The following is a 24,747-nucleotide window of genomic DNA, read 5'->3' as shown; positions in this document are numbered from 1 at the left end:
GGAGAAGAAGGAAATGGCTGGAGAACGACAGGCTCGTTTGGCGGATCGCATCCGCGTCATCCTGGCGGAGCGCCTCGAGAAGGGCCTTCGTGACCCGCGCCTTGGGTTCGTCACCATCACCGACGTTCGCGTCACAGGTGACCTGCAGCATGCGTCCGTGTTCTACACGGTGCTCGGCACCGATGAAGAGCGTATCTCCAGCGGCGCCGCGCTCGCTTCGGCGACCGGATTGCTGCGCAGTGCAGTGGGCAGCCAGCTGAACACCAGACTGGTGCCTACGCTGGAATTCATCGCGGATGCTCTCCCGGAGAACGCCGACAATATCTCCGCACTTTTACGTGAGGCGCGAGAGCGTGACGCCGAGGTGGCGAAACTCGCATCTTCGGCGACTCATGCGGGCGAAGCGACCCGTATGTGCACGCAGATGACGAGGATGACGCCTCGCAGTAGCAGCGGTTTCGCAGTCTTGCTACCCTGAATGCCATTGTCGGCGTGCCGGCAGGGCGTGAGCGTTTCGCGCTCAAGGGAGGAAGCGTATGGACACGTCGTCGTGTCTGGAAACGATTTATCCAAACCGGTCGAGCGACGATGAGCATGCTCTCGTTGTGGAGATCACTTCCGAACTTCTACAAGTCGGGTGCGAGACCGCCCCGCACGTGGTCGCGAAACTCGTCAGGCAACTGAATGGCGACCGGCTCACCGTGCATGAAGTTGCCGCGATGCTGACACCGGCGCAGCGGCACGGGCATCGGGTTCTCCCTCGGACACTCCCGCTGGTGCCATCCATCACAGCCGCTTTTGAACAGATTTCATTGCGCCAGGACGAGCATCTTGTGCTGCTGATCGCAGCCCTCTGCACGGATGCGCAACTCGATTCGCTCCTCGACGCAGCTCAGATCAAGGCAGATACCGTTGCGACGAGCGCAGTGGCTGCGCACCTGAACATCGAGCACGGACGATTTTCGTTCGTCGACCCCCGCTTGTCGGTATGGATTCTTGACCATGCGGATGACGCAGAGATTGCTCGCGCCCATGGTCGCTTGCAGCAGGTGCAATGGGCACGTGGCGAGGAAGTGTCGGCCAATTGGCATCGCGCGCGCGGGGCGTCCGAGCGAACGCCGGAAGTCGTACGCCCGCTGGTGGCTGCTGCTCGCTCCCTGACCTCGACCGGACATCTGGACCGTGCATTCACCTTGGCGGCCGAGGCGGCAGAGCACGCCTCAACCGGCGATGAGGAAGAGGCCCGGCTGGTCGCTGGTACGGCCTTGCTCGGCACCGGTTGTGTGGAGGATGCTGCCGACTGGTTGGGGAGCATTTTCCTCAAAGGCACGAATGCGCTTCGCGCCCACGCGCTCTCGAGCCTGTTGCTCGCGGAGACTTGGACTCACGGTGTCGTGCCGGTGCTCGACCCGTCAGAGCATCGCCCACGCGCTGGTGACGACACCGTGCTCTGGTGCGACTGGGCACGTACTTCAGGACTCATGGCGTACTTGTGTGCAGAGCGCGGAGACCGCTCGGCTATGCGCTCGTGGCTCGGTGAGCTGAGAGAAGCGGATCCCAGGGCGAAAGCAGACGGCACGTTCCGGGACCCGGCCGTGGCACTGTGCGGGATTCTGAGCGGCGACGATGAAGCTCCGGCCTTCATAGGCGCGGGCCCCCTCTCCGGTGGAGTGATCGGTGCGTTGCGAGCGGCGCTGGACGATGACATCGATCGCGGCTTGCAGCTCCTCGCCAGAGCGCAGACGCCGCTGGTCAGCGAGCGCGATCCGATGATCGCAGGTCTTGAGCAAACCCCATTGATCGACGCCTATCTCGCCGTGACCGAAGTGTTGTTGCACTTTTGGAAGGGCGACTTTGTCACCGCCAGAGAGCGGCTTCTGACAGCAGCGATTGATCTGCCCGTGGGTATCCCATTCGATGGTCTTGGCACGACGCTTGCGCATCGACTCGACATCGCCGTGCTGGGGGCGCCAAGTGCGCTTGCGCTCGCCCTCGCAGAAACGGCGCCGGGCGGCATCAAAATCGACAGGCTCGTAGACAACGGGATTGAGGCCTATCTCACGGGCAACATCGAGCAGGCTGTGACAAACCTGACGCTCTGGCATGACCGTGGTGCCCCCGAACAGCCGCTCGCTATTGCTGGCCTCGACGAGGTCGGACCGATCGATAAGAGTTCGCACATCGAGCCATCGGAGCTCTCTGACGCCAGCACGCTGCGCCGCCGAATTCGGTTGCTTCCTGAAGGTTCGTGGCGACGCGAGTACACCGATATCGCCGCGGCTGCCCGCCGGTTGAGATCGCCGTTTGCGCGCGCCCGTGTCGAAGCGATGCTGGGATCCGTGAGCGTGATCAGGGGGATAGGTTCCGCAGCACGTCGGCACCTTCAGTCTGCGCAGGTACTCTTCGACGACGCTGGCGCGCACGCCTGGCGTGATGCGATCACGGCACGGTTGGCTCGACTTGGCGAGCACGATGCTCCTGCTGCCAGCAGGACTGCCTGGGAGCCGGTTCTTACCGAGCGGGAGCTCGAAGTGGCCATGTGCGTCGTTGAAGGTCAACCCAATCGCCAGATCGCTGACGTTCTCGACTTGTCGGTGCGCACGATCGAGGCGCACACCGGCCATATCTTCAACAAGCTCGGCGTTCGCAGCAGGGCTGAGTTGATGGTGTTGGCGCATCGCACGAACCGCCATCTGTGACTCAGTGCGGCAGCCGCAGCATCCCATCGATCGCCTCGACGAGCCCGTCCGCCATGAGCGAGTTGATCGCCCGGTCGCGCTGCGCGACATCTGCCCAGTCGTGCAGCACCGTGTCGAGCGGAAGAGCACCAGCATCCGATTCTCGAAGCAGTTTGAGCACGGCCCCGCGGGCCTGCCGATCCGATCCTTCGTAGCGCGCCTGCCGGCGTCGCTCGTCGCCAGTGTCGGGGCGGCCGGAGGCAACCCACGCGCACTCGGTCATGATCGGACAGCTTTCGCATTTCGGCGCCCGTGAGGTGCATACCGTCGCGCCGAGTTCCATCATCGCCGCGTTGAAGACGGCGGACTCAGCATCCGATTCGGGAAGCAGCCCGTCCATCGCCTGCAGGTCGCGACGCGCGGCCGGGCCGGGCTGAGATCTGCGTCGAGCGCACGAGCCAGCACCCGGCGCGTGTTCGTGTCGACGACAGGATGCCGGTCACCGAACGCGAACGTCGCGACGGCCCGTGCGGTGTAATCGCCGATGCCCGAGAGCGCGAGTAGCGCGTCGATGTCTCGCGGAACCATGCCGCAGTGGCGGGCCAGGACTTCGATCGCGGCCCTGTGCAGCCACAGCGCGCGTCGTGGATACCCAAGGTTTGCCCATTGCTGCACGACTTCGGCAGGTGTCGCCTGGGACATCGCCGTCGGTGTCGGCCAGCGCTCCAGCCATGCTTCGAGGTGGGGGATCACGCGGGTGACGGGCGTCTGCTGCAGCATGAACTCGCTGACCAACGTGCCCCAGGCACCGAACCGGTCGTGAAACTCAGGCCGGCGCCACGGCAGGTCTCTGGCGCTTGAGCGATACCAGTCCGCCAGCACCGGGGCGAGGGTGCTCTGCGGTGTCGGTGGTGCGGGCATCTCGCCAGCCTATGCGCTCGGTAGGCTGGGGGAATGGTCGCGCCCGGCATCCTCCTCGTTGACAAGCCCGGTGGGCTCACTAGCCATGATGTCGTCGCACGCACGCGGCGTGCGTTCGGCACCCGCAAGGTCGGTCACGCGGGGACGCTTGATCCGATGGCTACCGGCCTGCTCGTTCTCGGAATCGAGGGCGCGACGCGGTTGCTGACGTACGTGGTCGGCGCCGACAAGACCTACTTCGCCACCATCCGCCTCGGCCAGACGACAGGTACCGATGACGCCGAGGGCGAGGTCACGAGCACTGCCGACGCCGCGACCGTGCGAGCTGTCACAGGCGCGCAGATCGCTGACGGTATTGCCGCGCTTACTGGCGACATCTCGCAGGTTCCAAGTGCGGTATCCGCCATCAAAGTCGACGGTCGTCGTGCGTACGACCGCGTACGCGCTGGCGAGCACGTAGAGCTGAAGGCGAGGGCCGTGACGGTCTCGCGCTTCGACGTTCTGGACGAGCGCCAGAGCGAAGGTTTCCGCGATCTGGATGTCGTGGTCGACTGCACCTCCGGCACATACATCCGTGCACTCGCACGAGACCTCGGCTCGGCTCTCGGTGTCGGCGGGCACCTCACCGCACTGCGTCGCACCAGGATCGGCCCGTTCGACGTTGCGGATGCCGTCGGACTCGAAGATCTCGTTGATGCCACAACGCTGACGCCGGCGGCGGCAGCGGCGCAGATTCTTCAGCCGCTCGAGGTGTCTGCCGACGAGGCTCGCGACCTGCGTCATGGCAAACGACTCGCTGGCAGCGCCTCCAGACTCGATGGTGCTCTTGGTGCCGCGATCGATCCCGACGGCGAACTGATCGGAGTCGTCGAGAAGCGCGGCACTGATCTGAAGAGTGCGATGAATATGCCTCAGGAGGCACGATGATTACGTGGTTCACGATCACGTTGATTCTGCTCGCCGTCGCCGCAGGGCTGTTCTGCGTGATCGCTGGACTAGCAGGCCGTCGTCCGAGTGACTTCTCCGTCTGTGCGCTCGCGCTCATCGAGGTTCTTCTGGTCGCGCAGGTGGTCATCGCGATCATCGCTCCGCTGAACGGAAACGCGCCGACGGGCGACCTGTTGGAGTACTGGGTTTACCTCGTCTCCGCGGTGCTGCTGCCCATCGGCGGCGTGGTCTGGGCATTGCTTGACCGCACGCGTTGGAGCACCGTCATCCTCGGAGTCGTCGCTTTCGCTGTTGCGATCATGGTCTGGCGGATGCACGCAATCTGGACGCTTCAGGTCGCCTAGGCGGCGGCGATCCGTCGACGCTCGCGCGCTTAGAATGGATGATGCTATGAGCATCACCGAACCCCGCACTCGGATGACCGGCATCGGTCGAGTCCTCGTCATCCTCTACGCCGTGATGGCACTCGCTGCGACCGGTCGCAGCTTCGTGCAGATCGTTCGGCGATTCGATGAGGCGCCGCTCGCGTATTCGCTGTCGGCCGTTGCGGCCGTGGTGTACATCGTTGCCACGCTGGGCCTTGTTCTTGCCGGTCGGCGCGGCTGGTATGCCGTCGCCTGGGTTGCGATCATCTTCGAACTCACCGGCGTCATCGTCGTCGGTACCCTGAGCCTTCTCGTGCCCGAGCTCTTCCAGCATGACTCGGTCTGGTCGGTGTTCGGACGCGGGTACCTGTTCATCCCGCTGGTGCTGCCGACCTTCGGTATCTGGTGGCTGCGCACGCATCGTCCCGAAGCGGTGGCTTCATGATCGTCTTTCGCGACCCCAGAGAAGTGCCAGCGGACTTCGGTCGTTCGGCTGTCGCTATCGGCAAGTTTGATGGCGTGCATGCCGGTCACCGTGCGGTCATCGATCAGCTCAAGACGGATGCCGTGGCATCCCACGCTCGAACTGTCGCCGTCACGTTCGACCGCAACCCGCTCGCGCTGCTGCGCCCGGATCTCTGCCCAGAGAATGTCATTACGGTTGAGCGCAAACTCGAGCTGCTGGGTGAACTCGGCCTCGACGCAACACTGATGCTGACTTTCGATCATGCGCTCGCGTCGCTTTCCGCAGAGGACTTCGTCACCAACATCCTGGTAAACGCGCTGCGCGTGTCGACAGTGCTGGTGGGGAGTGACTTCCGGTTCGGTCACAGGGGGGCAGGCACACCAGCGCTTCTGCGTGAACTCGGCCCTAAGCACGACTTCACCGTGGATGTCGTGGAAGATGTGTTCCTGGAAGACGAGGGGCGTCGGGTCTCGTCCAGCTGGATCCGCGAACTACTCGCGGAAGGGAACGTGAAAACCGCCGCTGAGGTGCTCGAGCGTCCTGTTGAGGTTCGCGGTGAAGTAGTGCACGGTCTCAAGCGGGGACGTGAACTCGGTTTCCCGACAGCGAACCTGTCGGAGATCGTCGATGCGCTCGTTCCCGCCGACGGTGTGTATGCAGGTTGGCTTGTCGACCACGACACGGGCATGCGGCATCCGGCCGCCATCTCGGTCGGTACGAACCCCACCTTCGATGACGTGCTCGTGCGACAGGTTGAAGCGCACGTGCTCGATGAAGACTCCCTCGATCTGTACGGCCATGACGTCACGGTCGAGTTCACCGAACGCCTCCGCGGAATGGTGGCGTTCGAGGGCATCGACTCCCTGATGGCGCAGATGTCCGCTGACGTCGTCGCGGCCCGGGCGCTGCTCACTGGTGAGGTTCGGGCATAGCTCGACGTCGGCCCGGTCGATTCTTGTTTTCACGGGCAGGAGCGGAAAATGGTCGGAGTGTCGTAAGCTGGACGCGAGTCTCTTTCGGCGCGCGCCACACCGGTGCCACGATGAGGGCGAAGCACTGTTCGCAAGGTCCTGGCTGGCGCCACACGCGAACGATTCGCACGACACGAACCGCCTCTGACGGCGATTCGGTATTTCACGCTCAGGAGGAGCATGCCGACTACGGCAACCGCCGCCACGCGGCGCAAGAGGACGTCCCGTCGAGACGATGAGGCTCCGCTGATCCCGATCCTCGCCCGCAAGGTGCGCGAAATCGAGGCGAAGGCGCAGCGCGGCAAGCTCGGACCCACGAACCGGGTCAAGTTTCAGGTGATCGCCTTCCTGGTGCGCGAAGAGCGCGCCAGGGTAAAGACGGATGCCGTGTTCAACGACTCCACGCGCGCTGAGCTGCTCAAACGGCTCGACGGCGTGGCGACGATTCTCGCGAAGACAGCAGCGCGTGACACCTCGCTCATCCAGCTGCTGGAGGCAGACCAGGCCACCAGCCCGGTCGCTAAACGCATGCGCCGTGACTGGTTGCTCGAGTCCGGTGCAGAGCTTGCCCCTGAAGAGCTCATCATCACCGATGTGGCACCGGTGCGGGCACCCGTCGTTCCGGCGGCTCTGGCTGAGCGTCAGGTGACGCCGCCCACTGTTGAATCTCGACAGCTCGCGAATCCGTTCCTTGCCCCCGATCTCACGCCGCGACTGACGACGACTCCTCGTCGCCGGCTGGATGGCTGGGAGCTCATGGGTCCGCTCTACAAGGCGTTCGAATCAGGTGCGGGCGGATCAGTGGCGACTATGGAGTTGCCACCCGTCCCCGAGTACGACCACCTCTCGCCTAAGGGCCTTGAGGTTATGGTCCACCAGTCGCGCTTCCTTGAGGCGGTGCGCACGGGACACCGCAGCTTCCTGTTGGCAGATGAGCCCGGCCTCGGCAAGACCGCGCAGTCTGTGCTTGCGGCGTCGATCGCGGGTTCCTATCCACTGTTGGTCGTCGTCCCGAACGTCGTCAAGATGAACTGGGCACGCGAGGTGGAACGGTGGACGCCGCAGCGACGTGCCACTGTCATCCAGGGTGATGGCACCGATATTGACGCCTTCGCGGATATCTTCATCGTCAACTACGAGATTCTTGACCGACACCTTTCATGGCTCGGATCCATCGGGCTCAAGGGCATGGTTGTCGATGAGGCGCACTTCATCAAGAACCTTTCATCGCAGCGTTCGCAGAACGTGCTCGCGCTGGCATCGCGCATCCGTGAGCACAACAGCAACCCGCTGATGATGGCTCTCACCGGTACACCGCTGATTAACGACGTCGAGGACTTCGACGCGATTTGGCGGTTCCTCGGCTGGACCACCGGCGACAAGCGGGGGCTGAGTTGATGGAGAAGCTCGACGCGACTGGATTCACGCCGGCGGACAAGGCGTTCTACGCCGAGGCGCGTGACGCGGTGATCTCGATGGGGATCGTCCGGCGTAAGAAGAAGGACGTCGCCGCAGACCTGCCGGACAAGCTCATCGCAGATCTGCCGGTTCAGTTGGACGACGAGTTCGGGCGCGGCATCCGCCAGGCGGAACGCGAGCTGGGGGAGCGGCTGGCGGCAAAGTATCGCCGTATCCTCACCGCCCGCGGCGATCGCGGACTCGAACCAGGCGAAATCGATGAGGACATCGTCCGTCTCGTGGCACACAACGAACTCGAAGAGTCGAAGGCAGCAGGCACAGGCGGAGACAACGTCTTCACCATGGTGCGCAAGATCGGCCAGGCCAAGGCAGGGCTTGCCGCGGATTACGCCGCGCAGCTGCAGCGCTCGGTCGGCAAGGTCGTCTTCTTCGCTAAGCACATCGACGTCATGGACCAGGCCGAAGCGCACTTCGCGGCGTCCGGCATCCGTTATGTGTCGATCCGTGGTGACCAGACGACACCCGCACGTCAGCAGGCCATCGACGACTTCAACGGTGACGAGAGCGTCGGCATTGCCGTGTGTTCACTCACCGCGGCTGGCGTCGGCTTGAACCTGCAGGCGGCGTCGAACGTCGTACTGTCGGAGCTCAGCTGGACCGCTGCCGAACAGACGCAGGCGATCGACCGCGTGCACCGCATTGGGCAGGACGAACCGGTCACCGCGTGGCGAATCATCGCAGCCCACACGATCGATACGAAAATCGCTGAACTCATCGACCAGAAGCAGGGACTCGCAGCTCGGGCCCTTGATGGTGAAGCTGTCGAAGAGACGGCCACTGAATCCGTTCAGGTCGCAGCGTTGATGCACCTGCTGCGGGAGGCGCTGAGCGCCTGATCACCGGCTCTACAACCGCCCGCAAGAACTGTCATTCTTTCGGGCGGTTTTGTGTCTATTGGGAGCAGCCTTGAGAAGAAGCGCGAATCGGTGAATTCCAGCGCGCAAGATCAGTGGTTTTCGCGGGCGCGGAATGGCTTCCGCCTCGGATGACCACTAGGGTCGAGAACAGGCAGCGTCGCCCGTCCCTCTTCCCGACACCTCTGAAGGCATCAGCATGAAGATCGGTATTCTCACCAGCGGCGGCGACTGCCCCGGACTCAACGCTGTCATCCGCGGCATCGTGCTCAAGGGCACGACCACATACGACCTCGAATTCGTCGGCATCCGCGACGGTTGGCGGGGTGTTGTCGAAGGCGACTTCATGCCGCTCACTCGGCACGAGGTCAAGGGTCTGTCTAAGGTCGGCGGCACGATCCTCGGGACGAGCCGCACAAACCCTTACGAAGGTCAGCGCGGCGGTGCGGAGAACATCGCCAAGACCCTCTACGGGCACAAGATTGACGGCATCGTCGCGATCGGTGGCGAAGGTACGCTCGCCGCTGCCGACCGTCTCTCCAAGGACGGACTCAACGTTCTGGGTGTGCCGAAGACTATTGACAATGACCTTCGCGCGACCGACTATTCGTTCGGCTTCGATACCGCAGTGAACATCGCTACCGACGCGATGGATCGCCTACGCACCACCGGGGACTCGCACCAGCGTTGCATGGTCGCCGAGGTCATGGGTCGCCACGTCGGCTGGATTGCACTGCACGCCGGCATGGCCGCTGGCGCGCACGTCATCTGTATCCCTGAGGTGCCGATGTCGATCGATGAGATCACGGCGCTCGTCAGCAACGCCCACGACCGTGGCCGCGCGCCACTGGTCGTGGTATCCGAAGGTTTCACGCTCAAGGGCATGGACGAAGCGTTCAGCGACAAAGGCATGGATGCCTTCAACCGCCCTCGCCTCGGTGGCATCGGGGATCAGCTTGCCCCCGAGATCGAACGCATTACCGGCATTGAGACGCGTGCGACGATCCTCGGTCACATTCAGCGCGGCGGATCGCCGTCCGGTTTCGACCGTGTGCTCGCGACGCGCCTCGGGCTGCACGCGGCGGATGCCATCGTCGAAGGTGCCTGGGGCAAGATGGTCGCGATGAAGGGCACCGATATTGTTCGGGTTCCGTTCGAAGAGGCACTCGGCGAGCTCAATACCGTCCCGCGCTACCGCTACGACGAGGCCGCTGCGCTCTTCGGCTGAGTGTGGGCGGGCTCAGCCATGCCCGTCCGCCCCCGCCCCACCCGTGTCCGAGTTATTGCGGGTGAGCGGCTGGCAAACCCACAACAACTCGGACACGCCAAAGGAAGATGCTCGAAGGCTACAGAGCTCAGCCCGCGAGGCCCAGGGTATCCAGCATCCATGCGAGTTCGAACGCGCGCTCTTTCCACGCGTTGTAGCGGCCGCTGACGCCCCCGTGTCCGGCCGCCATCTCGCATTTCAGGAGAACATCGGATGCTCCGGCCTCCCGGAGGCGCGCAACCCATTTCGCTGGCTCCACGTACAGCACGCGGGTGTCGTTCAGCGAGGTCATCGCGAGAATGCGGGGGTAGGCAACGCCATCCTGCACGTTTTCATACGGCGTGTACGTCTTCATGTACTCGTATACATCGGCGTTGTGCAGCGGGTCGCCCCACTCATCCCACTCGATCACCGTGAGCGGCAGCGAAGGGTCAAGAATCGACGTCAGCGCATCGACGAACGGAACGGATGCCAGGATGCCAGCGAACTTCGTAGGCGCAAGGTTCGCCACGGCGCCCATGAGCAAGCCGCCCGCGCTGCCGCCTTCAGCGACCATTCGATCCGCCGAGGTGATGCCGCTGCTGATCAGGTGCTCGGCGCACGAGACGAAGTCCGTGAAGGTGTTGCGCTTGTTCAACAGCTTGCCCTCTTCGTACCAGTTGCGGCCCATCTCGCCGCCGCCGCGCACGTGTGCGACCGCGAAGATCACGCCGCGATCAAGCTCGCTCAGTCGTGCAACCGAGAAACCGGGGTCGATCGAGTGCTCGTACGATCCGTAGCCGTAGAGGTGCACCGGTCGAACCTCTGCGCCCGGCTCGCCGAACGAGCGCTTCCAGACGAGTGAGATCGGAACCTGCGTGCCGTCAGACGCTGTCGCCCAGGCCCGCTCTTGGCCGTACTCCGCGGCATCGTAGCCACCGAGTACCGGCTGTCGCTTGCGCAGCAGCAGCTCACGGGTGGCGAGGTCCAGGTCGTAGACCGTGCTGGGAGTGACGAACGAGGTGTAGCCCAGTCGCAGGAACGGCGAGTGCCACTCAGGATTTCCCGAAGGCCACGCCGAGAACAGCGGCTCGTCAAACGCAAGCTCATCAACGCTGTCGCTGGCGTAATCGAGTAGCCCGATGCGCTCGAGGCCCTCGCTGCGATAGCCGACAACCGCGTAGTCGCGGAAGCAATCGACGCCAAGGATGCGGCGCCCCGCCTCGTGGGCCATGACGACGCGGCGGTCGCCCTGAGGATCATCGGCTGAGACCGATACGAGCTCGAAATCGAGAGCATCCTGGTTGTGCAGAATCAGAAGACGATCCTCGCCATCGATGACGGCGTGCTCCAGCGAATACTCGACACCCTCGTTGCGCGCCCAGACGAGGCGCGGCTCCGCGGTGATCTCGCCCTGAAGGTCAACGAGGTATTCCTCACTGGTGACGCTCGAGCCGACGCCGATCACCAGGTAGCGGCGGCTGCGGGTGATTCCCGCGCCGAGCCAGAAACGCTCGTCCGGTTCGTGGAACAGCTTCACGTCGTCGGTGACCGGCGTTCCGAGCCGGTGTAGCCACAGTGTGTCCGGTCGCCACGCGTCATCGCGGGTCGTGTAGATGATCCCGTTGCCATCAGGCGTAAAGAACCCGCCACCGGTCTTGGGGATTTCATCAGGCAAGATCTCACCCGTGACCAGGTCGCGCACGCGCACGGTGTACAGCTCGTCGCCCTCGTAGTCGGGCGCCCACAGCATCTTCGTCGCGTCATCCGACGTATCGAAGGATCCCAGAGAGAAGAATTCGTGGCCCTCGGCCTCAACATTGCCGTCTAGGAGAATCTCCTCGCCGGGCACAGCAACCCCGGGTTCAAGCGTCGGGGGAGTCCAGTCGCCAGGCTCTGCCGCGGCGCGACAATGGATGCCGTACTGCGAACCCTCTTCGCTGCGGCTGTAGTACCACCAGTCGCCACGACGGGTTGGTACCGAGAGGTCTGTCTCCTGCACGCGGCCCTTGATCTCCTGGAACAAAGTCTCGCGGAAACCCTCTAGATGTGCGGTTTCGGCATCAGTGTGTGCGTTCTCGGCTTCGAGATGCGCCAGTACTTCGGGGGAGTCTTTCTCTCGCAGCCACTCGTACGGGTCGTCGAAACTGTCACCGTGATGGGTGCGGACATGGGAACGACGGGCGGCGATAGGTGCATTGGTCACCGCTCCACGCTAGCTCAGGTCGAGTTGACCGATCCTGAGGAGGGTGCGAGGATTTAGCGGGGCCGGTTAACGGAAGACAAACCCACGGTGAACTTTTCGTTCGTCACGCTGATCACGTCAGCATCTCGCTTCCTTCACGCTAACCGAAAGTGAATGGTGGAAACCGCAGCCCTCATCGTCGTTCTGGTCATTCTCCTGGCGCTCTTCTTCGACTTCACCAACGGTTTTCACGACACCGCGAATGCGATGGCCACCCCCATCGCGACTGGTGCGCTCAAGCCTAAAACTGCGGTTTTACTGGCAGCCGGACTCAATCTCGTTGGTGCATTCCTGTCCACCGAGGTGTCGAAGACCGTCTCCGGCGGGATCATTCGCGAGGACGCCATCCGAGATTCCGGAGCCGAACTGTTCCTGGCTTTGATCTTTGCGGGGCTCATCGGCGCGATCACCTGGAACATGCTCACGTGGCTTTTGGGGTTGCCTTCCAGCTCTTCACACGCACTCTTTGGCGGTCTGATCGGTGCGACGCTCGTCGGCGCTGGTCTTGGTGGCATTGATTTCGGGATGGTGCTGTCGAAGGTCATACTGCCTGCCCTGATCGCGCCGGTGACAGCTGGAATCATCGCCTACGTCGCCACGAAGATCGCGTACTCGATCACTCGACGCTATGACGGCAAGCCGGATGGTCGGGACGGCTTCCGCTGGGGCCAGATCTTCACCTCCTCACTCGTCGCGCTCGCGCACGGTACGAACGATGCGCAGAAGACGATGGGTGTCATCACACTGGCGCTGATCACCATCGGCTGGCAGTCCGGCGTGCATCATGAACCCCAGCTCTGGGTGATTGTCGCCTGCGCAGTCACGATCGCGCTCGGCACGTACCTCGGTGGCTGGCGCATCATTCGCACACTCGGCAAGGGACTGACCGATGTGAAGCCTGCGCAAGGGTTCGCCGCAGAGAGCTCGACAGCGGCGACGATTCTCGCCTCCAGCGCACTCGGTTTTGCGCTGTCGACCACCCAGGTCGCCTCGGGTTCGGTTATCGGCTCGGGGCTCGGTCGGCGAGGCTCCACCGTGCGCTGGCGAACCGCTGGCCGAATCGCTATCGGTTGGCTGCTGACGCTTCCGGCTGCCGGCGCAGTTGGAGGACTGGCTGCGCTGCTTGTCGTCTGGCTGGGCAACTGGGGTGTCGCTCTTGACGCCGTGATTGCCGTCATCATCATCATCGTCCTGTTCCGGCGCTCGCGCCGTAACGCCGTCACGGCGGATAACGCGATGAGCGATGTTGCCGAGTCCGGACACGCCGTTGAGCTCCCGGACACCCCACCGCCTACTCGCCGGCAGCGGCGATTCGAGCTGGCGCGGGCGCAAGCCAAAGCGCGTCGGAAGAAGGGGGAATCAGAATGAGCGTCATGATCAACTGGCTCGCCTTCCTGCAGGTGTTCATCGCGGCGCTGATCGGCGCCACCGCGATCGTGACGTTCTACGCGATCGGGTTGAGATTGCTCGTTCGCTCCGGTCACGCACCTGTCGTTACTCCGGCTGAGTTCACGGATGCGATCACCGTCATCTCCGAGAAGGAAGCCAAGCGTGCGGCGAAGCGTGCGGCCAAGGCCGGGAGGAAGAGCCCGTTGACGGATGCTCAAAAGCGTCTCGCGTTGTTCGGTGCGTACGGATGCTTCGCCCTCTGCGCGCTCGCTGTCATCGCCGGAATCGCCCTCATCGTCATCGGGCATTGACGTCGTACGGCGTAGACTGTTGGCATCCCCCGCTTCTATTCGCCACGACCCACAAGGATGTGACATGGCTTCTGCCGCGCCCGCCCGCACTCGCCTCGAGACCGACTCCCTAGGGAGCATGGAGATTCCGGCCGACGTGTACTGGGGCATCCATACTGCCCGCGCCGACGCAAACTTCCCGATTACGAAACGACCGATTTCGGTGTACCCCGACCTGGTGCGGGCGCTTGCGATGGTGAAGCAGGCGAGTGCACGCGCGAACCGCGAGATCGGAGTTCTCGACCACGAACGCGCTGACCTCATCGACCGTGCGGCGCAACGTATCATCGACGGTGAGTTCCACGACCAGTTCACGGTCGGCGTGATTCAGGGCGGCGCCGGCACCTCGACAAACATGAACGCCAACGAAGTCATCACCAATATTGCGTTGGAGATGGCGGGACGCGAGAAGGGCGACTACGACTTCCTGTCGCCGATCGATCACACCAACCGCAGCCAGTCGACGAACGACGTCTACCCGACCGCGGTGAAAATCGGTCTCTCGCTGACACTGCAGTCGTTGCTGGACGAACTCGATCTGTTGCGCCGGTCCTTCCTCGGCAAGGCCGTCGAGTTCCACGATATTCTGAAGGTTGGCCGCACTCAGCTGCAGGACGCGGTGCCGATGACCCTCGGACAAGAGTTCCACGGCTTTGCCACCACCCTCGGCGAGGACCACAGTCGCCTCACCGAGAACGCCTCACTGATGTTCGAGATCAACATGGGTGCGACCGCGATTGGCACCGGCATCACCACGCACGTAGATTACGCGCAGTCGGTTCTCCGCCACCTGCGAGAGATCACGGCCCTCGACTTGGAGACGGCTACTGACCTGGTTGAGTCGACCAGCGATACCGGCTCCTTCATGTCGTTCTCGTCTTCGCTGAAGCGCAATGCGGTCAAGCTTTCAAAGATCTGCAATGATCTGCGACTGCTCTCCTCCGGCCCCCAGGCCGGACTCGGTGAGATCAATCTGCCTGCCAAGCAGGCGGGCTCCAGCATCATGCCGGGCAAGGTAAACCCGGTGATCCCCGAGGTCGTCAACCAGGTTGCTTTCGCAGTCGTCGGTGCGGACATGACCGTCACGATGGCGGTCGAGGGCGGTCAGCTGCAGCTCAACGCCTTTGAACCTGTCATCGCGCACTCGATCTTCCAGTCGATCACGTGGATGCGTCAGGCGATGTGGACTCTGCGCGTCAACTGCGTCGACGGCATCACTGCCAACACCGACCGCCTCGGTGCGATGGTCGGCGCCTCCGTCGGCGTCATCACGGCACTTACGCCGTTCATTGGCTACGCGGCATCTGCCGCGCTCGCGAAAACCGCGTTGCTCACGAACCGCAACGTCGCTGACCTTGTTGTCGAGGCAGAGCTCATGTCGCGTGAAGAGGTCACCAAGCAGCTTTCTCCGGCGCGACTTTCGGGTCTGCAAGCCGCTACGGCAGCGATCCGCGTGATCCCGCCGGAAGGCCTGATCGAGATCTAGTCGTAGATGCGGCAGTGCGTGGTCAGCTCACCGATGCCGTCAATTCCGACGGTAACGGTTGACCGGTCACGCAGGAAGATCTGCGGGTCGCGGGAGTAGCCAGCCCCGCCGGGGCTGCCGGTGGAGATCAGGGTTCCCGGCTGCAGTGTGATCGACTGGGACAGATGGGCGATGAGGGTCGATACCGACCTCACCATCTGCCCAGTCGTCGCATCCTGCACGGTGTGGCCGTCGACGACGGTCCAAATGTGCAGATCCTGCGGGTCGGGGATCTCATCCGCCGTCACGACGAATGGGCCGGTGGGGGTGAACCCGTCGAACGACTTGCACCTGGACCACTGTGCCTCAGCGAACTGAATGTCGCGAGCGGTGATGTCGTTGACAACCGTGTAGCCCCAGACATGGTCGAGAGCGTCTTCTGCGTCGACGTTTTTCGCCGGCTTTCCGATCAGCACACCGAGCTCGGCCTCGTAGTCGACGGACTCGCTCAGCACTCGCGGCCAGCCTGTGGTCGCCTCATGTGCGGTGAGTGAGTTCGGCCAGAGTGTGAAGACCGTGGGCGCAGTGTCGGTCTTCAGCCCCAGCTCGCTGGAGTGCGCGGCGTAGTTCAGACCGATGGCCAAGATCACCGGTGGGTTCAGCACGGCAGACGCGAAGCCAAAGTCGGCGAGCGGATGCCGGGGGCTAGTTCCTGCTGCGGCCGCTGTGCGGAGCGCTGCGAGGGCGGCCTCACCGCCCTCGATCAGTTCCTGCAGGTTCGCGGGAGCAGGGGAGAGGAGATCAGCGACCAGGATGGCGTCGGAGCCATCGATAAGAGCAAGTCGGTCCTCGGTGGAGTCGGGCCGGCGGAGATGGGCGAAACGCATGTCTCTACGCTACCGGTCGCGCATTGGAGCAAGGTCAAGGCGTTCCTCTAGGCTTTGACTATGACATTCGGAGGACCGCCACAGCCGCCCTACACGCCGCCACCGGCTCCGCAGCCGGGACCACCGGCCGGGCCTCCTCCGCAGCAACCCGCACAGTACGCGCAGCAGCCCGCACAGTACTCGCAGCAGCAGTACGCGCAGTCTCGTTACACGCCGCCGCAGTTCAGCCAGCAGCCGGCATATGCGTCAGCGCTTGCACAGCCGACGAGCTATTCCCCGCCGGCGCCTGCAGCGCCCGCCCCTGCACCCGCGCTTCCGGCGTTGCCTGTCCCGGCAAAGAAGGGCCGTACCGTCTCGGTGTGGCTATTCGGCGTGCTCGGTTTCGTCCTGCTCGCGCTGATCGCCTACTTCATTTGGGCGCTGGGCGTCGTAGCATCCGGGCTCGGTCTGATCCTTGCGCTGATCCCGCTGGCGATCGTGTTTCTTGGCGTCCGCATTATCGATCGCTGGGAACCGGAGCCGAAGCTGCTGATCGCTTTTGCTATTGCCTGGGGTGGCGTCGCAGCGGTGGGGCTCACGCTGCTCGTCGATATCGGGATCACTCTGATGATCGGTCAGCGCAATGAGGTTGCCGCCTCGGTGATTCAGGCTCCGATCGTCGAGGAACTGGCGAAGGGTCTCGGCATCCTGATTGTCTTCGTGATCGGTAAGCGAGCATTCGACGGTCCGATCGATGGCATCGTGTACGGCGCTCTGATCGGTGGTGGGTTCGCGTTTACGGAGAACATCCAGTACTTCGCGATCAGTCTTATCGAGAGCGGCGGCGGCGGACTGACAGCGACGTTCGTGATGCGCGGTCTCCTCTCGCCGTTCGCGCATGCGATGTTCACCGCTACCACTGGCTTTGCAATGGGCCTTGCGGCGCGTCGCTCTGCCTCTACGGGCGCAGTGATGGGGGCCGGAGTCTTGGGTCTGCTCGGCGCGATTGTTCTGCACGCGCTCTGGAATGGATCGGCAATTTTTGCCGACTTCTTCGTGCTGTATCTCACGCTTCAGGTTCCACTTTTCATCGGGTTCATCCTCGCGATTGTGGCGCTCCGTAAGGAAGAAGCGCGGCTTACCCGTGAGCGTCTGGGGGAGTACGCCGCGGCAGGCTGGTTCACACCAGAGGAAGTCACGATGCTTGCCACTCCCGCTGGCCGCAAGGTGGGGCTCGGCTGGGCTGCATCGCTCCGCGGTGACCGGCGTGGTCTGATGAAGGATTTCATCATGGACGCCACGGCTCTTGCCGCCGTTCGCCAGCGCGCGATCACCGGCCGCGACCCGCTCGCGGCAGATGACGAGCGTGCCCTGCTTACACGCACGCGTGCGACCAGGGCGTCCCTGCTGGCGTATTGAGGGATCTGGCACGTCGGAGGATCCTCCCCGACACAGACTCAGCCCGACACAGACTCAGCGCCCGGTGTTGCGGCGATGCCTGCGAGACTCCCGGGCGCTGAGTTGATCTGAAACCAGCGTGCACCCGACGGTCGTCGGTGTCAAGACCCTGTTCGCTCTCGGCTGGTGTGTTCACATTGACCAGGCACGGCACCTCAGGTTGTATGGAGTCATGACTGATCGCACAAAGCCCGAGTTCGACGCCCCTACCGGTCCCGCGCCCGAAGAGCTCGTCATCCGAGACCTCATCGAAGGTGACGGTGCTGAAGCCAAGCCCGGCGACACCGTTACCGTGCACTACGCCGGCGTCGAGCACGACACCGGCGAAGAGTTCGACTCCTCTTGGGGGCGTGGCGAGACGATCCAGTTCCCGCTGCGTGGCCTCATCCAGGGGTGGCAGGACGGCATCCCCGGCATGAAGGTCGGCGGTCGTCGTGAGCTGGTCATCCCGCCGCACCTGGCCTACGGTCCGGCCGGTGCTGGCCACTTCCTTTCCGGTAAGAGCCTGATCTTCATCATCGATCTGGTCGCTGTCGGCTGATATCCATCTCGGTTTCAGGCCCTCGTTCCGGATGCCGGAGCGGGGGCCTTCAACTTTTTTCCGAGAATCTCGGAATACATGCAGACGCATGCGAGTTGAAGCTACGTGAACGCCACGAGATGCCCACAAACTTTTAGGAGAAAACAATGACCACGATCGACATTCCCGGCTACCGCGCAGGCACCTGGTCCTTGACCCCTCGCACAGCGAGGTGACCTTCAGCGTCCGCCACATGATGATCTCGAAGGTACGCGGCACGTTCGGAATGAAGAGTGCGACCCTCGTTGCTCCGGAGAACCCGCTCGATGCACGGGTCACGGCGAGCGTCGACGTCGCTTCGCTCGACACGAAGGACGATGGCCGCGACGGGCACCTCCGCTCGGCAGACTTCTTTGACGCCGAGACCTTCCCGACGATGGAGTTCGTCTCCACGGGTGCTCGCGTCGAGTCAGGTGACTTCTTCATCGATGGCGACCTGACGATCCGCGGCACCACCAAGCCGGTCAGCTTCGAGTTCGAGTTCGGCGGCTTCGGCCAGGACCCGTATGGCAACTACAAGGCGGGTGCATCGGCGACGACGACGATCAACCGTGAGGACTTCGGCCTCACCTGGAACACCGCTCTCGAGACCGGCGGCGTCCTCGTCGGCAAGGACATCACGATCAACCTTGACCTGCAGGGCGCTCTGCAGCAGGACTGAGCTACGTTTTCGAGAACCCCACGTCCGTCAGGGCGTGGGGTTCTCTGCGTCATAAGAGCGGAATCGCGGGGTGAGACGGACTGCGAACGCCACCAGAGCGATCACAATGAACCCACCGATCAGCGGCGGGAACCACAGTGCAGTCAACGTCGAGAGCGCCCCGACGTAGAGTGCACCGAGGCGTGGGCCGCCGGTGACGACGATGATGAAGATGCCCTGCAGCCTGCCTCGGATGCTGTCGGGCACGGATGCCTGCATCATCGTGCTGCGATAGATCGAGCTGATGTTGTCAGATGCTCCGGAGACCGCAAGGGCGACGCACGCGGCGATGATAAGCCCGAGGTTCACCGTGTTCTCGCTGACCGGCGGCATCCAGACGCCCAGAAGCAGAACCGCGCCGAAGGCCAGGATCGATGCGCCGTAGACCTGGATCGCACGCTGAATGCCCAGCCCATGCCAGCGGTAGCGGACGACGCGTCCAGAGAACAGGCTCGAAAGGAACGTACCAGCGGCGACAGCTGCGGTGAGCGTACCCGTTGTGATCGCGCCGCCACCGAGCAGCACCGTCCCGAGCGCCGGGTACAGCGCGATGGGATTTCCGAACGTCATCGCGATGATGTCGAGGATGTACTGCGTGCGGATGTTCCCGGCGCGCTTGAGAAACCGCCATCCGTCGACGAGCGATTCCAGCCCAGGACGCACGATCGTCCCTTCGGGGCGCAACGGCGGAAGCGTCCAGAGTCCGAGGAACATCGCGAGCATCAGGACCACGTCGATCGAATACGTCCAGCCGTAACCGGTCGTGGCGACGAGAATTCCCGCGAGCGCGGGACCGACCATCACCATCATGCCGATCGTGATGCCGTTGAGCGCCGACGCGACGCGAGCAGGTCGCGGGGGAGTAGACGGGGGATGATCGCGCTGCGGGTCGCCATTCCGACCGAGTTCGCAGCGGCATTGACAATGCTGAGCGCGTAAAGCCACCAGATCGTCTCGATCTGAGCCCAGGTCACTGCGGCGAGCAGCAGCGTGGACGCGAACGTTATGACAGCGGCGATGAGGGCCACCAGGCGACGGTCGAACGCATCGGCCAGCATCCCGCCGTAGAGGCCCGCGAGAATCATCGGGATGAGGCCAGCTACCGCGACCATCGACACGGCGAAGGTGCTTTCGGTCAACTCGAACACGTGAAGCATCACGGTGACGAGCGTGAGCTGACCGCCCAGGCCAGCGAGGGTGGAGCCGATCCACATTCTGGTGAACGCTCCGCTGGCGCGGAAAGGCCGGAGGTCGATGAGGGAGCCGTTCACTCCATGAGGCTATCTGCTTCTGTGACTGGGCCTGTGCGCGGTCGTAGGGCCAGTCGCAGGGCTGATAGACTCTTGAAGTTGCCGTTTGATCGGCCGCGGATAAAGAGAGCCCACGCAACAGGTGTTGGGCGCCGCGCAACGAACTGAAAGGGGATCCCATCTATGCCACTCGAGTCTGACGCCAAGAAGGCGATCATGGAAGAGTACGCGACGCACCCCGGTGACACCGGATCCCCCGAGGTGCAGGTCGCAATGCTGACGCAGCGCATCAAAGACCTCACCGAACACCTCAAGGAGCACAAGCACGACCACCACTCGCGTCGTGGCCTGTTCCTTATGGTGGGTCAGCGCCGTCGTCTGCTCGGCTACCTCCAGGACACCGAGATCGCACGTTACCGTACGTTGATCGAGAAGCTTGGACTGCGCCGCTAAAGCGACCCAGCGTTCAATCGCACTTCTTCCGAAGGCCGTCCCAGGTGTGGGGCGGCCTCGTTTTTGTTGCGGCGCCCGCGAGAAACGTGTTCCCGCATGAGACATCGCGTGCAGCGACGTTTCTCATGCCGGAAACGATGTTTCACGCTCAGGCGGGGTAGGTAACCCTGCCGTCGTCGACCACGGCGCCCACGGTGAGCTCGGCCGGATGCTGGCGACCGGCGCTCATCAGATGAAACACCTGCTCGCCATTGGCGATGAGGTGATCGGCAATGATTCGCCGGTGACAGCGCCACCAGACCGCCTCTGAGCACATGACTGCGGTGCGTGACTCTCGCCCGTGCCCGAGTAGTTGCTGAGACCCCAAGCGGAATTCGTCCGAGAGCGCGTGGTCTGCATAGTTGTGGAAGCTGCGGTTCTGCCAGAACGCGTTCACCTCGAACGGAACCTCTTTCGACACCGGCCGCGTCCGCCCAGCTCTGCGATGCGATCGAATCGGATGCCGGTGGCCTCGAGTGTCTCGGGCAGCGAGTCCTCGTTGAACTGCGGGTGCCTCCGCGACCCCGGTAGGCGACGCACATCAATGACATGACCGATCTCAGCGGACTGCAAGACTTCGGCGAACTCCTCGATGGAGCGGTCGGAGTGCCCGACGGTGAAGAACGGCAGAGGCATTGGGCATCCTTTCCGATCGGGGAGTGAGCGGATGCCGCGGCTTAGGCGGTCGCTGCCACCAGGTCGGCGTGGTGAATGGCTGCCACGTCGGGGTGCGCGCGCAGGCGAGACTTGAGCGCGTTCTCGCCGTAAAGGCTGTGGATCGGGTTCGACGGGTCCTCGGTTATCCCGCGTGCTTCGGCGGCAAGCTCGGCAGGCAGTTCAATCAGCGGCAGCGTCGCGTCGAGGGCCGGGCTGAAGAAGAACGGCACCGAGATGCGGTCCGCCGGTGCCTTAGGCGAGATCACTCGGTGGTTGGTGGCCTTGAGGTAACCACCGGTGGCGTATTCGAGCATCTCGCCGATGTTTACGATGAAGGCGTCGTCGACCGGCGGGGCGTCCACCCACGCGCCGTCGCGCTCGACCTGGAGGCCGCCTTTGCCTGGCTCCACCCAGAGCAGGGTGAGCACGCCAGAATCTTTGTGCGCACCGACGCCCTGTTGCGGTTCCGGGGCGTCCGTGCCGGGGTACCGCACGATCTTCATCAGGCTCGCCGGGTCGCCGAAGTCGGCGTCAAAGTGTGTTCGCTCGGCGCCGAGCGCTTCCGCCCAGCTGCGCAGGAGCCGGCGGGAGATGCCCGTGAGATGCTCACGCCATGACTCGGCGACCTCGCGGAGTTCTGGCTGGGCTGCGGGCCAAAGATTGGGTCCGGTCAGGCGGTTGAATGCCGGCCCGTCGGCGACGGGCTCTCGCTCTGGACCGATGTCGATCTGCTCACGCCAGTCGACCTTGCCTTGCGTGAGTTCGCCGCCGATGCGGGTGTAGCCCCGGAATTGCGGGCTGTGCACGTTCTCGATGGCGAGCTTCTGGTCCTCGGGCAGATCGAAGAAATCGCGAGCGGCCTGCTGAAGCTTGCGGAAGAGTTCGGGCGCGATGCCGGTGCCGGTCAGGTAGAAGAATCCGACGTCGTGGGCGGCAGCGGCCAGTGCATCACGGAAGCGCGCGGCGGCCTCTGTTCCATTGTCGAGCTCGGACAGAGAGAGAATGGGGAGGTTGAGATCAGCCATGCCCTGAGCGTACGGCGAGTTTCCATGGCCCGGCCCGAGTGTGTCGAAGATTTACGCGAAGACCACCTCAAGGCGTGTCTCATCGTGAGTGTTGGGCGCAGCCTGTCCTGGATGCTAAAGTTTTCCGAGTAAGGGGTGCCTTACCTAAACTCCCGGAGAAACTGCCCGTGCTCGCCACTTTTCTGATCGGCCTTCGTGAAGGTCTCGAGGCTGCGCTGGTCGTCGGAATACTTGTCGCGTACCTCTCTCGTATTGGTCGCCGCGACGTCCTTCCCCGGATGTGGGCGGGCATCGCCCTCGCAATCGCACTGTCGCTCGGCATCGGTGCCATCCTCACGTTTGGCGCGTATGCGCTGACCTTCGAAGCGCAAGAACTCATCGGCGGCGGGCTCTCGCTGATCGCCGTCGCGATGGTCACCTGGATGATCTTCTGGATGCAGAAGGCCGCGCGCACGATGAAGGCCACGCTCGAAGGCGGCATTGACCGAGCGCTCGCGCACGGCAGCTTGTGGGCGCTTGTCGCGATCGGATTCGTCTCCGTTGCACGCGAAGGCATCGAGACGACTCTGCTGCTTTGGTCGATGGTTCAGTCGTTCGGAGAAGCACCAGTCGCCCTGTTCGGTGCGCTTCTCGGGCTCCTTTGTGCCGCCGTGGTTGGGGCATTGATTGCGCGGGGTGCGGTACGCCTTGACCTGCGTCGCTTCTTCGCCTTCACTGGTGGCTTCCTTGTCATCGTCGCTGCGGGAGTCCTCGCCTACGCGATCATGGATCTACAGGAGGCCGGTGCGCTTCCCGGTCCATTCACGGCGGCAGCGCCTCTCGATCCGGTAACCGGCGCGGTCGCCGTTGGCTGGGCGGCGTTCCCGTTCGGTTGGGCTTTTGACCTCAGCGCGCTGATCGCGCCTGGCAGCCCTCTCGCCGTGATTCTGCAGGCGACTATCGGCTTCATGCCGCAGATGACCTGGCTTCAGGTCTCGGTCTGGATCCTCTACATCGTCATCGTCGGAACGTTCTTCCTCCGCGGCCTTCGGCCGAAGCGAGCGCGCTCCACCACGCCGTCCACAAACACCGCTCGGTACCCAGAGCCTGCGGCCACACAAGGAGCATCATGACCATGCCCAGACGTCTGTTGGCTGCCCTTGCGGCAACAGGTGCAGCGACTCTCGTTCTCGCCGGCTGCGTCGCGAAAAGCGATGCGGGCGATGCATCAGCATTGACCGTGACGTCGACCGATGGAGAGTGCGCGGTCTCCGAAGCCACCGCTACCAGCGGGACGCTGACCTTCGATGTCAGCAATAAGTCCGCCCAGGTCAGCGAGTTCTATCTGCTCGCAGATGATGGGCTTCGCATCGTCGGCGAGGCCGAGAACATCGCGCCATCGGCATCCCGCACGCTCACCGTTGTCGTCCAGCCCGGTGAATACTTCACCCTCTGCAAGCCGGGCATGCTCGGCGCCGGGGTCGGAAAGGCCAGCTTCACTGTCACCGGCGAGGCTGTTGCGATCAATGGGCCGGATGCCGAACAGAAGCAACAGGCCGTCGACCTTTACGCGGCGTTCGTCAAGGATCAGGTCGGTCAGCTTGTCCCGGCAGTCGATGACTTCGTCGCGGCCTACGAATCAGGCGATGACGAGACTGCTCGGGCACTCTTCCCGCAGGTGCGGTCCTACTACGAGCGCATCGAGCCTGTCGCTGAATCGCTCGGAGACCTTGATCCGCGCATCGACTACCGCGAGGTGGATGCCGTAGCCGAAGGCCTTGATTGGACAGGGTTCCATCGCATCGAAAAAGATCTCTGGGTGCCTGCCGCAGATGCGCTGAACGCCGACGGCGAGACTCCGGCGTGGCAGGACTGGACGCCGTCGACCACCGAGGAGCGCGGTGAATTCGGCGACGTGCTGATCGCTGATGTGCAGGAGCTCTTCGACTACGTGCACTCTGAGGATTTCACCGCGGCGCTGGACGCACAGGGCATCAGTGGCATCTCCAACGGTGCCATCGCCCTGCTCGACGAGGTAGCCACCGGTAAAATCACCGGCGAAGAGGACTGGTGGTCTGGTACAGATCTCTGGGACTTCGCGGCCAACGTCGAAGGGTCAGAGATGGCGTTCTCGCTCGTTCGGGACCTCGCTGCGGCGCAGGGCGACGACGGAGCAGCGTTGGTGAAGAAGATCGAAGATGGCTACGCGGCGCTCAACGAGTCGCTTGCAGTCCAAGGGTCGTTCGAGACCGGGTTTATTGCATACCCCCAGCTCACTGACGCAGACAAGCGCGAGCTGACCGACCTGCTCAACGCCTTGGCCGAGCCGCTTTCGCAGTTGACCGGAACGATTCTGTCCTGAC

At 63.5% G+C, this 24,747-nt stretch carries 17 protein-coding genes and 6 pseudogenes; 17 read left to right on the top strand and 6 right to left on the bottom strand.

Annotation, left to right across the window (positions count from 1 at the left end; all coding sequences use genetic code 11):
• Positions 1-13: 13 nt before the first annotated feature.
• Positions 14-450 (top strand): annotated as a pseudogene (gene rbfA, locus DC31_RS10755) (30S ribosome-binding factor RbfA).
• A gap of 326 nt (positions 451-776) precedes the next feature.
• A complete protein-coding gene (locus DC31_RS10750) occupies positions 777-2,699 on the top strand; it encodes a LuxR C-terminal-related transcriptional regulator (RefSeq protein ID WP_160173223.1) in 1,923 nt (640 codons plus the stop codon).
• A gap of 1 nt (position 2,700) precedes the next feature.
• On the opposite strand, the pseudogene DC31_RS10745 reads toward DC31_RS10750, so the two are convergent.
• Positions 2,701-3,599 (bottom strand): annotated as a pseudogene (locus DC31_RS10745) (A/G-specific adenine glycosylase).
• A gap of 33 nt (positions 3,600-3,632) precedes the next feature.
• On the opposite strand from DC31_RS10745, the gene truB reads away from it, so the two are divergent.
• The 6 genes and pseudogenes from truB (at position 3,633) to DC31_RS10715 (ending at position 9,910) form a co-directional block, all read left to right on the top strand.
• On the top strand, positions 3,633-4,526 hold the full coding sequence (truB, locus tag DC31_RS10740; RefSeq protein ID WP_036279730.1) for a tRNA pseudouridine(55) synthase TruB: 894 nt from the start codon (positions 3,633-3,635) through the stop codon (positions 4,524-4,526).
• On the top strand, positions 4,523-4,891 hold the full coding sequence (locus DC31_RS10735) for a hypothetical protein (protein WP_036279727.1): 369 nt from the start codon (positions 4,523-4,525) through the stop codon (positions 4,889-4,891). Before truB ends, DC31_RS10735 begins: the two co-directional genes overlap by 4 nt.
• A 73-nt stretch (positions 4,892-4,964) precedes the next feature.
• Complete coding sequence (locus DC31_RS10730) at positions 4,965-5,357, top strand: hypothetical protein (protein ID WP_200872907.1); 393 nt, start codon at positions 4,965-4,967, stop codon at positions 5,355-5,357.
• On the top strand, positions 5,354-6,310 hold the full coding sequence (locus tag DC31_RS10725; RefSeq protein ID WP_036279721.1) for a bifunctional riboflavin kinase/FAD synthetase: 957 nt from the start codon (positions 5,354-5,356) through the stop codon (positions 6,308-6,310). Before DC31_RS10730 ends, DC31_RS10725 begins: the two co-directional genes overlap by 4 nt.
• A 219-nt stretch (positions 6,311-6,529) precedes the next feature.
• Positions 6,530-8,664: pseudogene (locus tag DC31_RS10720) on the top strand (DEAD/DEAH box helicase).
• Between the two features lie 217 nt (positions 8,665-8,881).
• On the top strand, positions 8,882-9,910 hold the full coding sequence (locus DC31_RS10715; RefSeq protein WP_036279719.1) for a 6-phosphofructokinase: 1,029 nt from the start codon (positions 8,882-8,884) through the stop codon (positions 9,908-9,910).
• Between the two features lie 127 nt (positions 9,911-10,037).
• Here the strand turns inward: DC31_RS10715 and DC31_RS10710 are convergent, their stop codons facing one another.
• The gene (locus DC31_RS10710) at positions 10,038-12,134 is read right to left on the bottom strand and encodes a S9 family peptidase (RefSeq protein WP_036279716.1); all 2,097 of its coding nucleotides are present in this window, start codon (positions 12,132-12,134) and stop codon (positions 10,038-10,040) included.
• Between the two features lie 156 nt (positions 12,135-12,290).
• On the opposite strand from DC31_RS10710, the gene DC31_RS10705 reads away from it, so the two are divergent.
• From DC31_RS10705 to DC31_RS10695, 3 genes are all read left to right on the top strand, one after another.
• Positions 12,291-13,541 carry an inorganic phosphate transporter gene (locus tag DC31_RS10705; protein ID WP_051606780.1) on the top strand — a complete coding sequence of 417 codons (1,251 nt, stop codon included), beginning with the start codon at positions 12,291-12,293 and terminating at the stop codon, positions 13,539-13,541.
• Positions 13,538-13,873: a hypothetical protein gene (locus DC31_RS10700; protein WP_036279714.1), complete on the top strand. Its 336-nt coding sequence runs from the start codon at positions 13,538-13,540 to the stop codon at positions 13,871-13,873. Before DC31_RS10705 ends, DC31_RS10700 begins: the two co-directional genes overlap by 4 nt.
• Positions 13,874-13,937: 64 nt before the next feature.
• A complete protein-coding gene (locus DC31_RS10695; protein ID WP_036279712.1) occupies positions 13,938-15,398 on the top strand; it encodes an aspartate ammonia-lyase in 1,461 nt (486 codons plus the stop codon).
• Here the strand turns inward: DC31_RS10695 and DC31_RS10690 are convergent.
• The gene (locus DC31_RS10690; protein ID WP_036279709.1) at positions 15,395-16,264 is read right to left on the bottom strand and encodes a fumarylacetoacetate hydrolase family protein; all 870 of its coding nucleotides are present in this window, start codon (positions 16,262-16,264) and stop codon (positions 15,395-15,397) included. The genes DC31_RS10695 and DC31_RS10690 overlap by 4 nt on opposite strands.
• A 60-nt stretch (positions 16,265-16,324) precedes the next feature.
• Here DC31_RS10690 and DC31_RS10685 point away from each other — a divergent pair, with 60 nt between their 5' ends.
• The 3 genes and pseudogenes from DC31_RS10685 to DC31_RS10675 all read left to right on the top strand — a co-directional run bounded on the left by DC31_RS10685 (position 16,325) and on the right by DC31_RS10675 (position 18,942).
• Entirely contained in the window at positions 16,325-17,662 is a 1,338-nt protein-coding gene (locus DC31_RS10685) for a PrsW family intramembrane metalloprotease (RefSeq protein ID WP_081813802.1), read from the top strand.
• A 211-nt stretch (positions 17,663-17,873) separates the two neighbouring features.
• The gene (locus DC31_RS10680) at positions 17,874-18,242 is read left to right on the top strand and encodes an FKBP-type peptidyl-prolyl cis-trans isomerase (RefSeq protein ID WP_036279923.1); all 369 of its coding nucleotides are present in this window, start codon (positions 17,874-17,876) and stop codon (positions 18,240-18,242) included.
• A gap of 146 nt (positions 18,243-18,388) precedes the next feature.
• Positions 18,389-18,942, top strand: a pseudogene (locus DC31_RS10675) (YceI family protein).
• 27 nt (positions 18,943-18,969) lie between these two features.
• Here the strand turns inward: DC31_RS10675 and DC31_RS10670 are convergent.
• A pseudogene (locus DC31_RS10670) lies at positions 18,970-20,195 on the bottom strand (MFS transporter).
• A 219-nt stretch (positions 20,196-20,414) separates the two neighbouring features.
• Here DC31_RS10670 and rpsO point away from each other — a divergent pair.
• Positions 20,415-20,684: a 30S ribosomal protein S15 gene (rpsO, locus tag DC31_RS10665; protein WP_036279706.1), complete on the top strand. Its 270-nt coding sequence runs from the start codon at positions 20,415-20,417 to the stop codon at positions 20,682-20,684.
• A gap of 148 nt (positions 20,685-20,832) precedes the next feature.
• Here rpsO and DC31_RS10660 read toward each other — a convergent pair.
• Together DC31_RS10660 and DC31_RS10655 are read right to left on the bottom strand one after the other, a co-directional pair.
• Positions 20,833-21,359, bottom strand: a pseudogene (locus DC31_RS10660) (DUF488 domain-containing protein).
• 41 nt (positions 21,360-21,400) lie between these two features.
• Positions 21,401-22,405: an isopenicillin N synthase family dioxygenase gene (locus DC31_RS10655; protein ID WP_036279704.1), complete on the bottom strand. Its 1,005-nt coding sequence runs from the start codon at positions 22,403-22,405 to the stop codon at positions 21,401-21,403.
• A gap of 167 nt (positions 22,406-22,572) precedes the next feature.
• Between DC31_RS10655 and efeU the strand changes: the two genes are divergently transcribed.
• Positions 22,573-23,517: an iron uptake transporter permease EfeU gene (gene efeU / locus DC31_RS10650; protein ID WP_036279702.1), complete on the top strand. Its 945-nt coding sequence runs from the start codon at positions 22,573-22,575 to the stop codon at positions 23,515-23,517.
• Positions 23,514-24,746 carry an iron uptake system protein EfeO gene (gene efeO / locus DC31_RS10645; RefSeq protein WP_036279699.1) on the top strand — a complete coding sequence of 411 codons (1,233 nt, stop codon included), beginning with the start codon at positions 23,514-23,516 and terminating at the stop codon, positions 24,744-24,746. Before efeU ends, efeO begins: the two co-directional genes overlap by 4 nt.
• Position 24,747 lies beyond the last annotated feature (1 nt).

Source organism: Microbacterium sp. CH12i (assembly GCF_000685355.1).
Taxonomy (GTDB): domain Bacteria; phylum Actinomycetota; class Actinomycetes; order Actinomycetales; family Microbacteriaceae; genus Microbacterium.
This window is presented reverse-complemented; position numbering and strand designations above follow the sequence as displayed.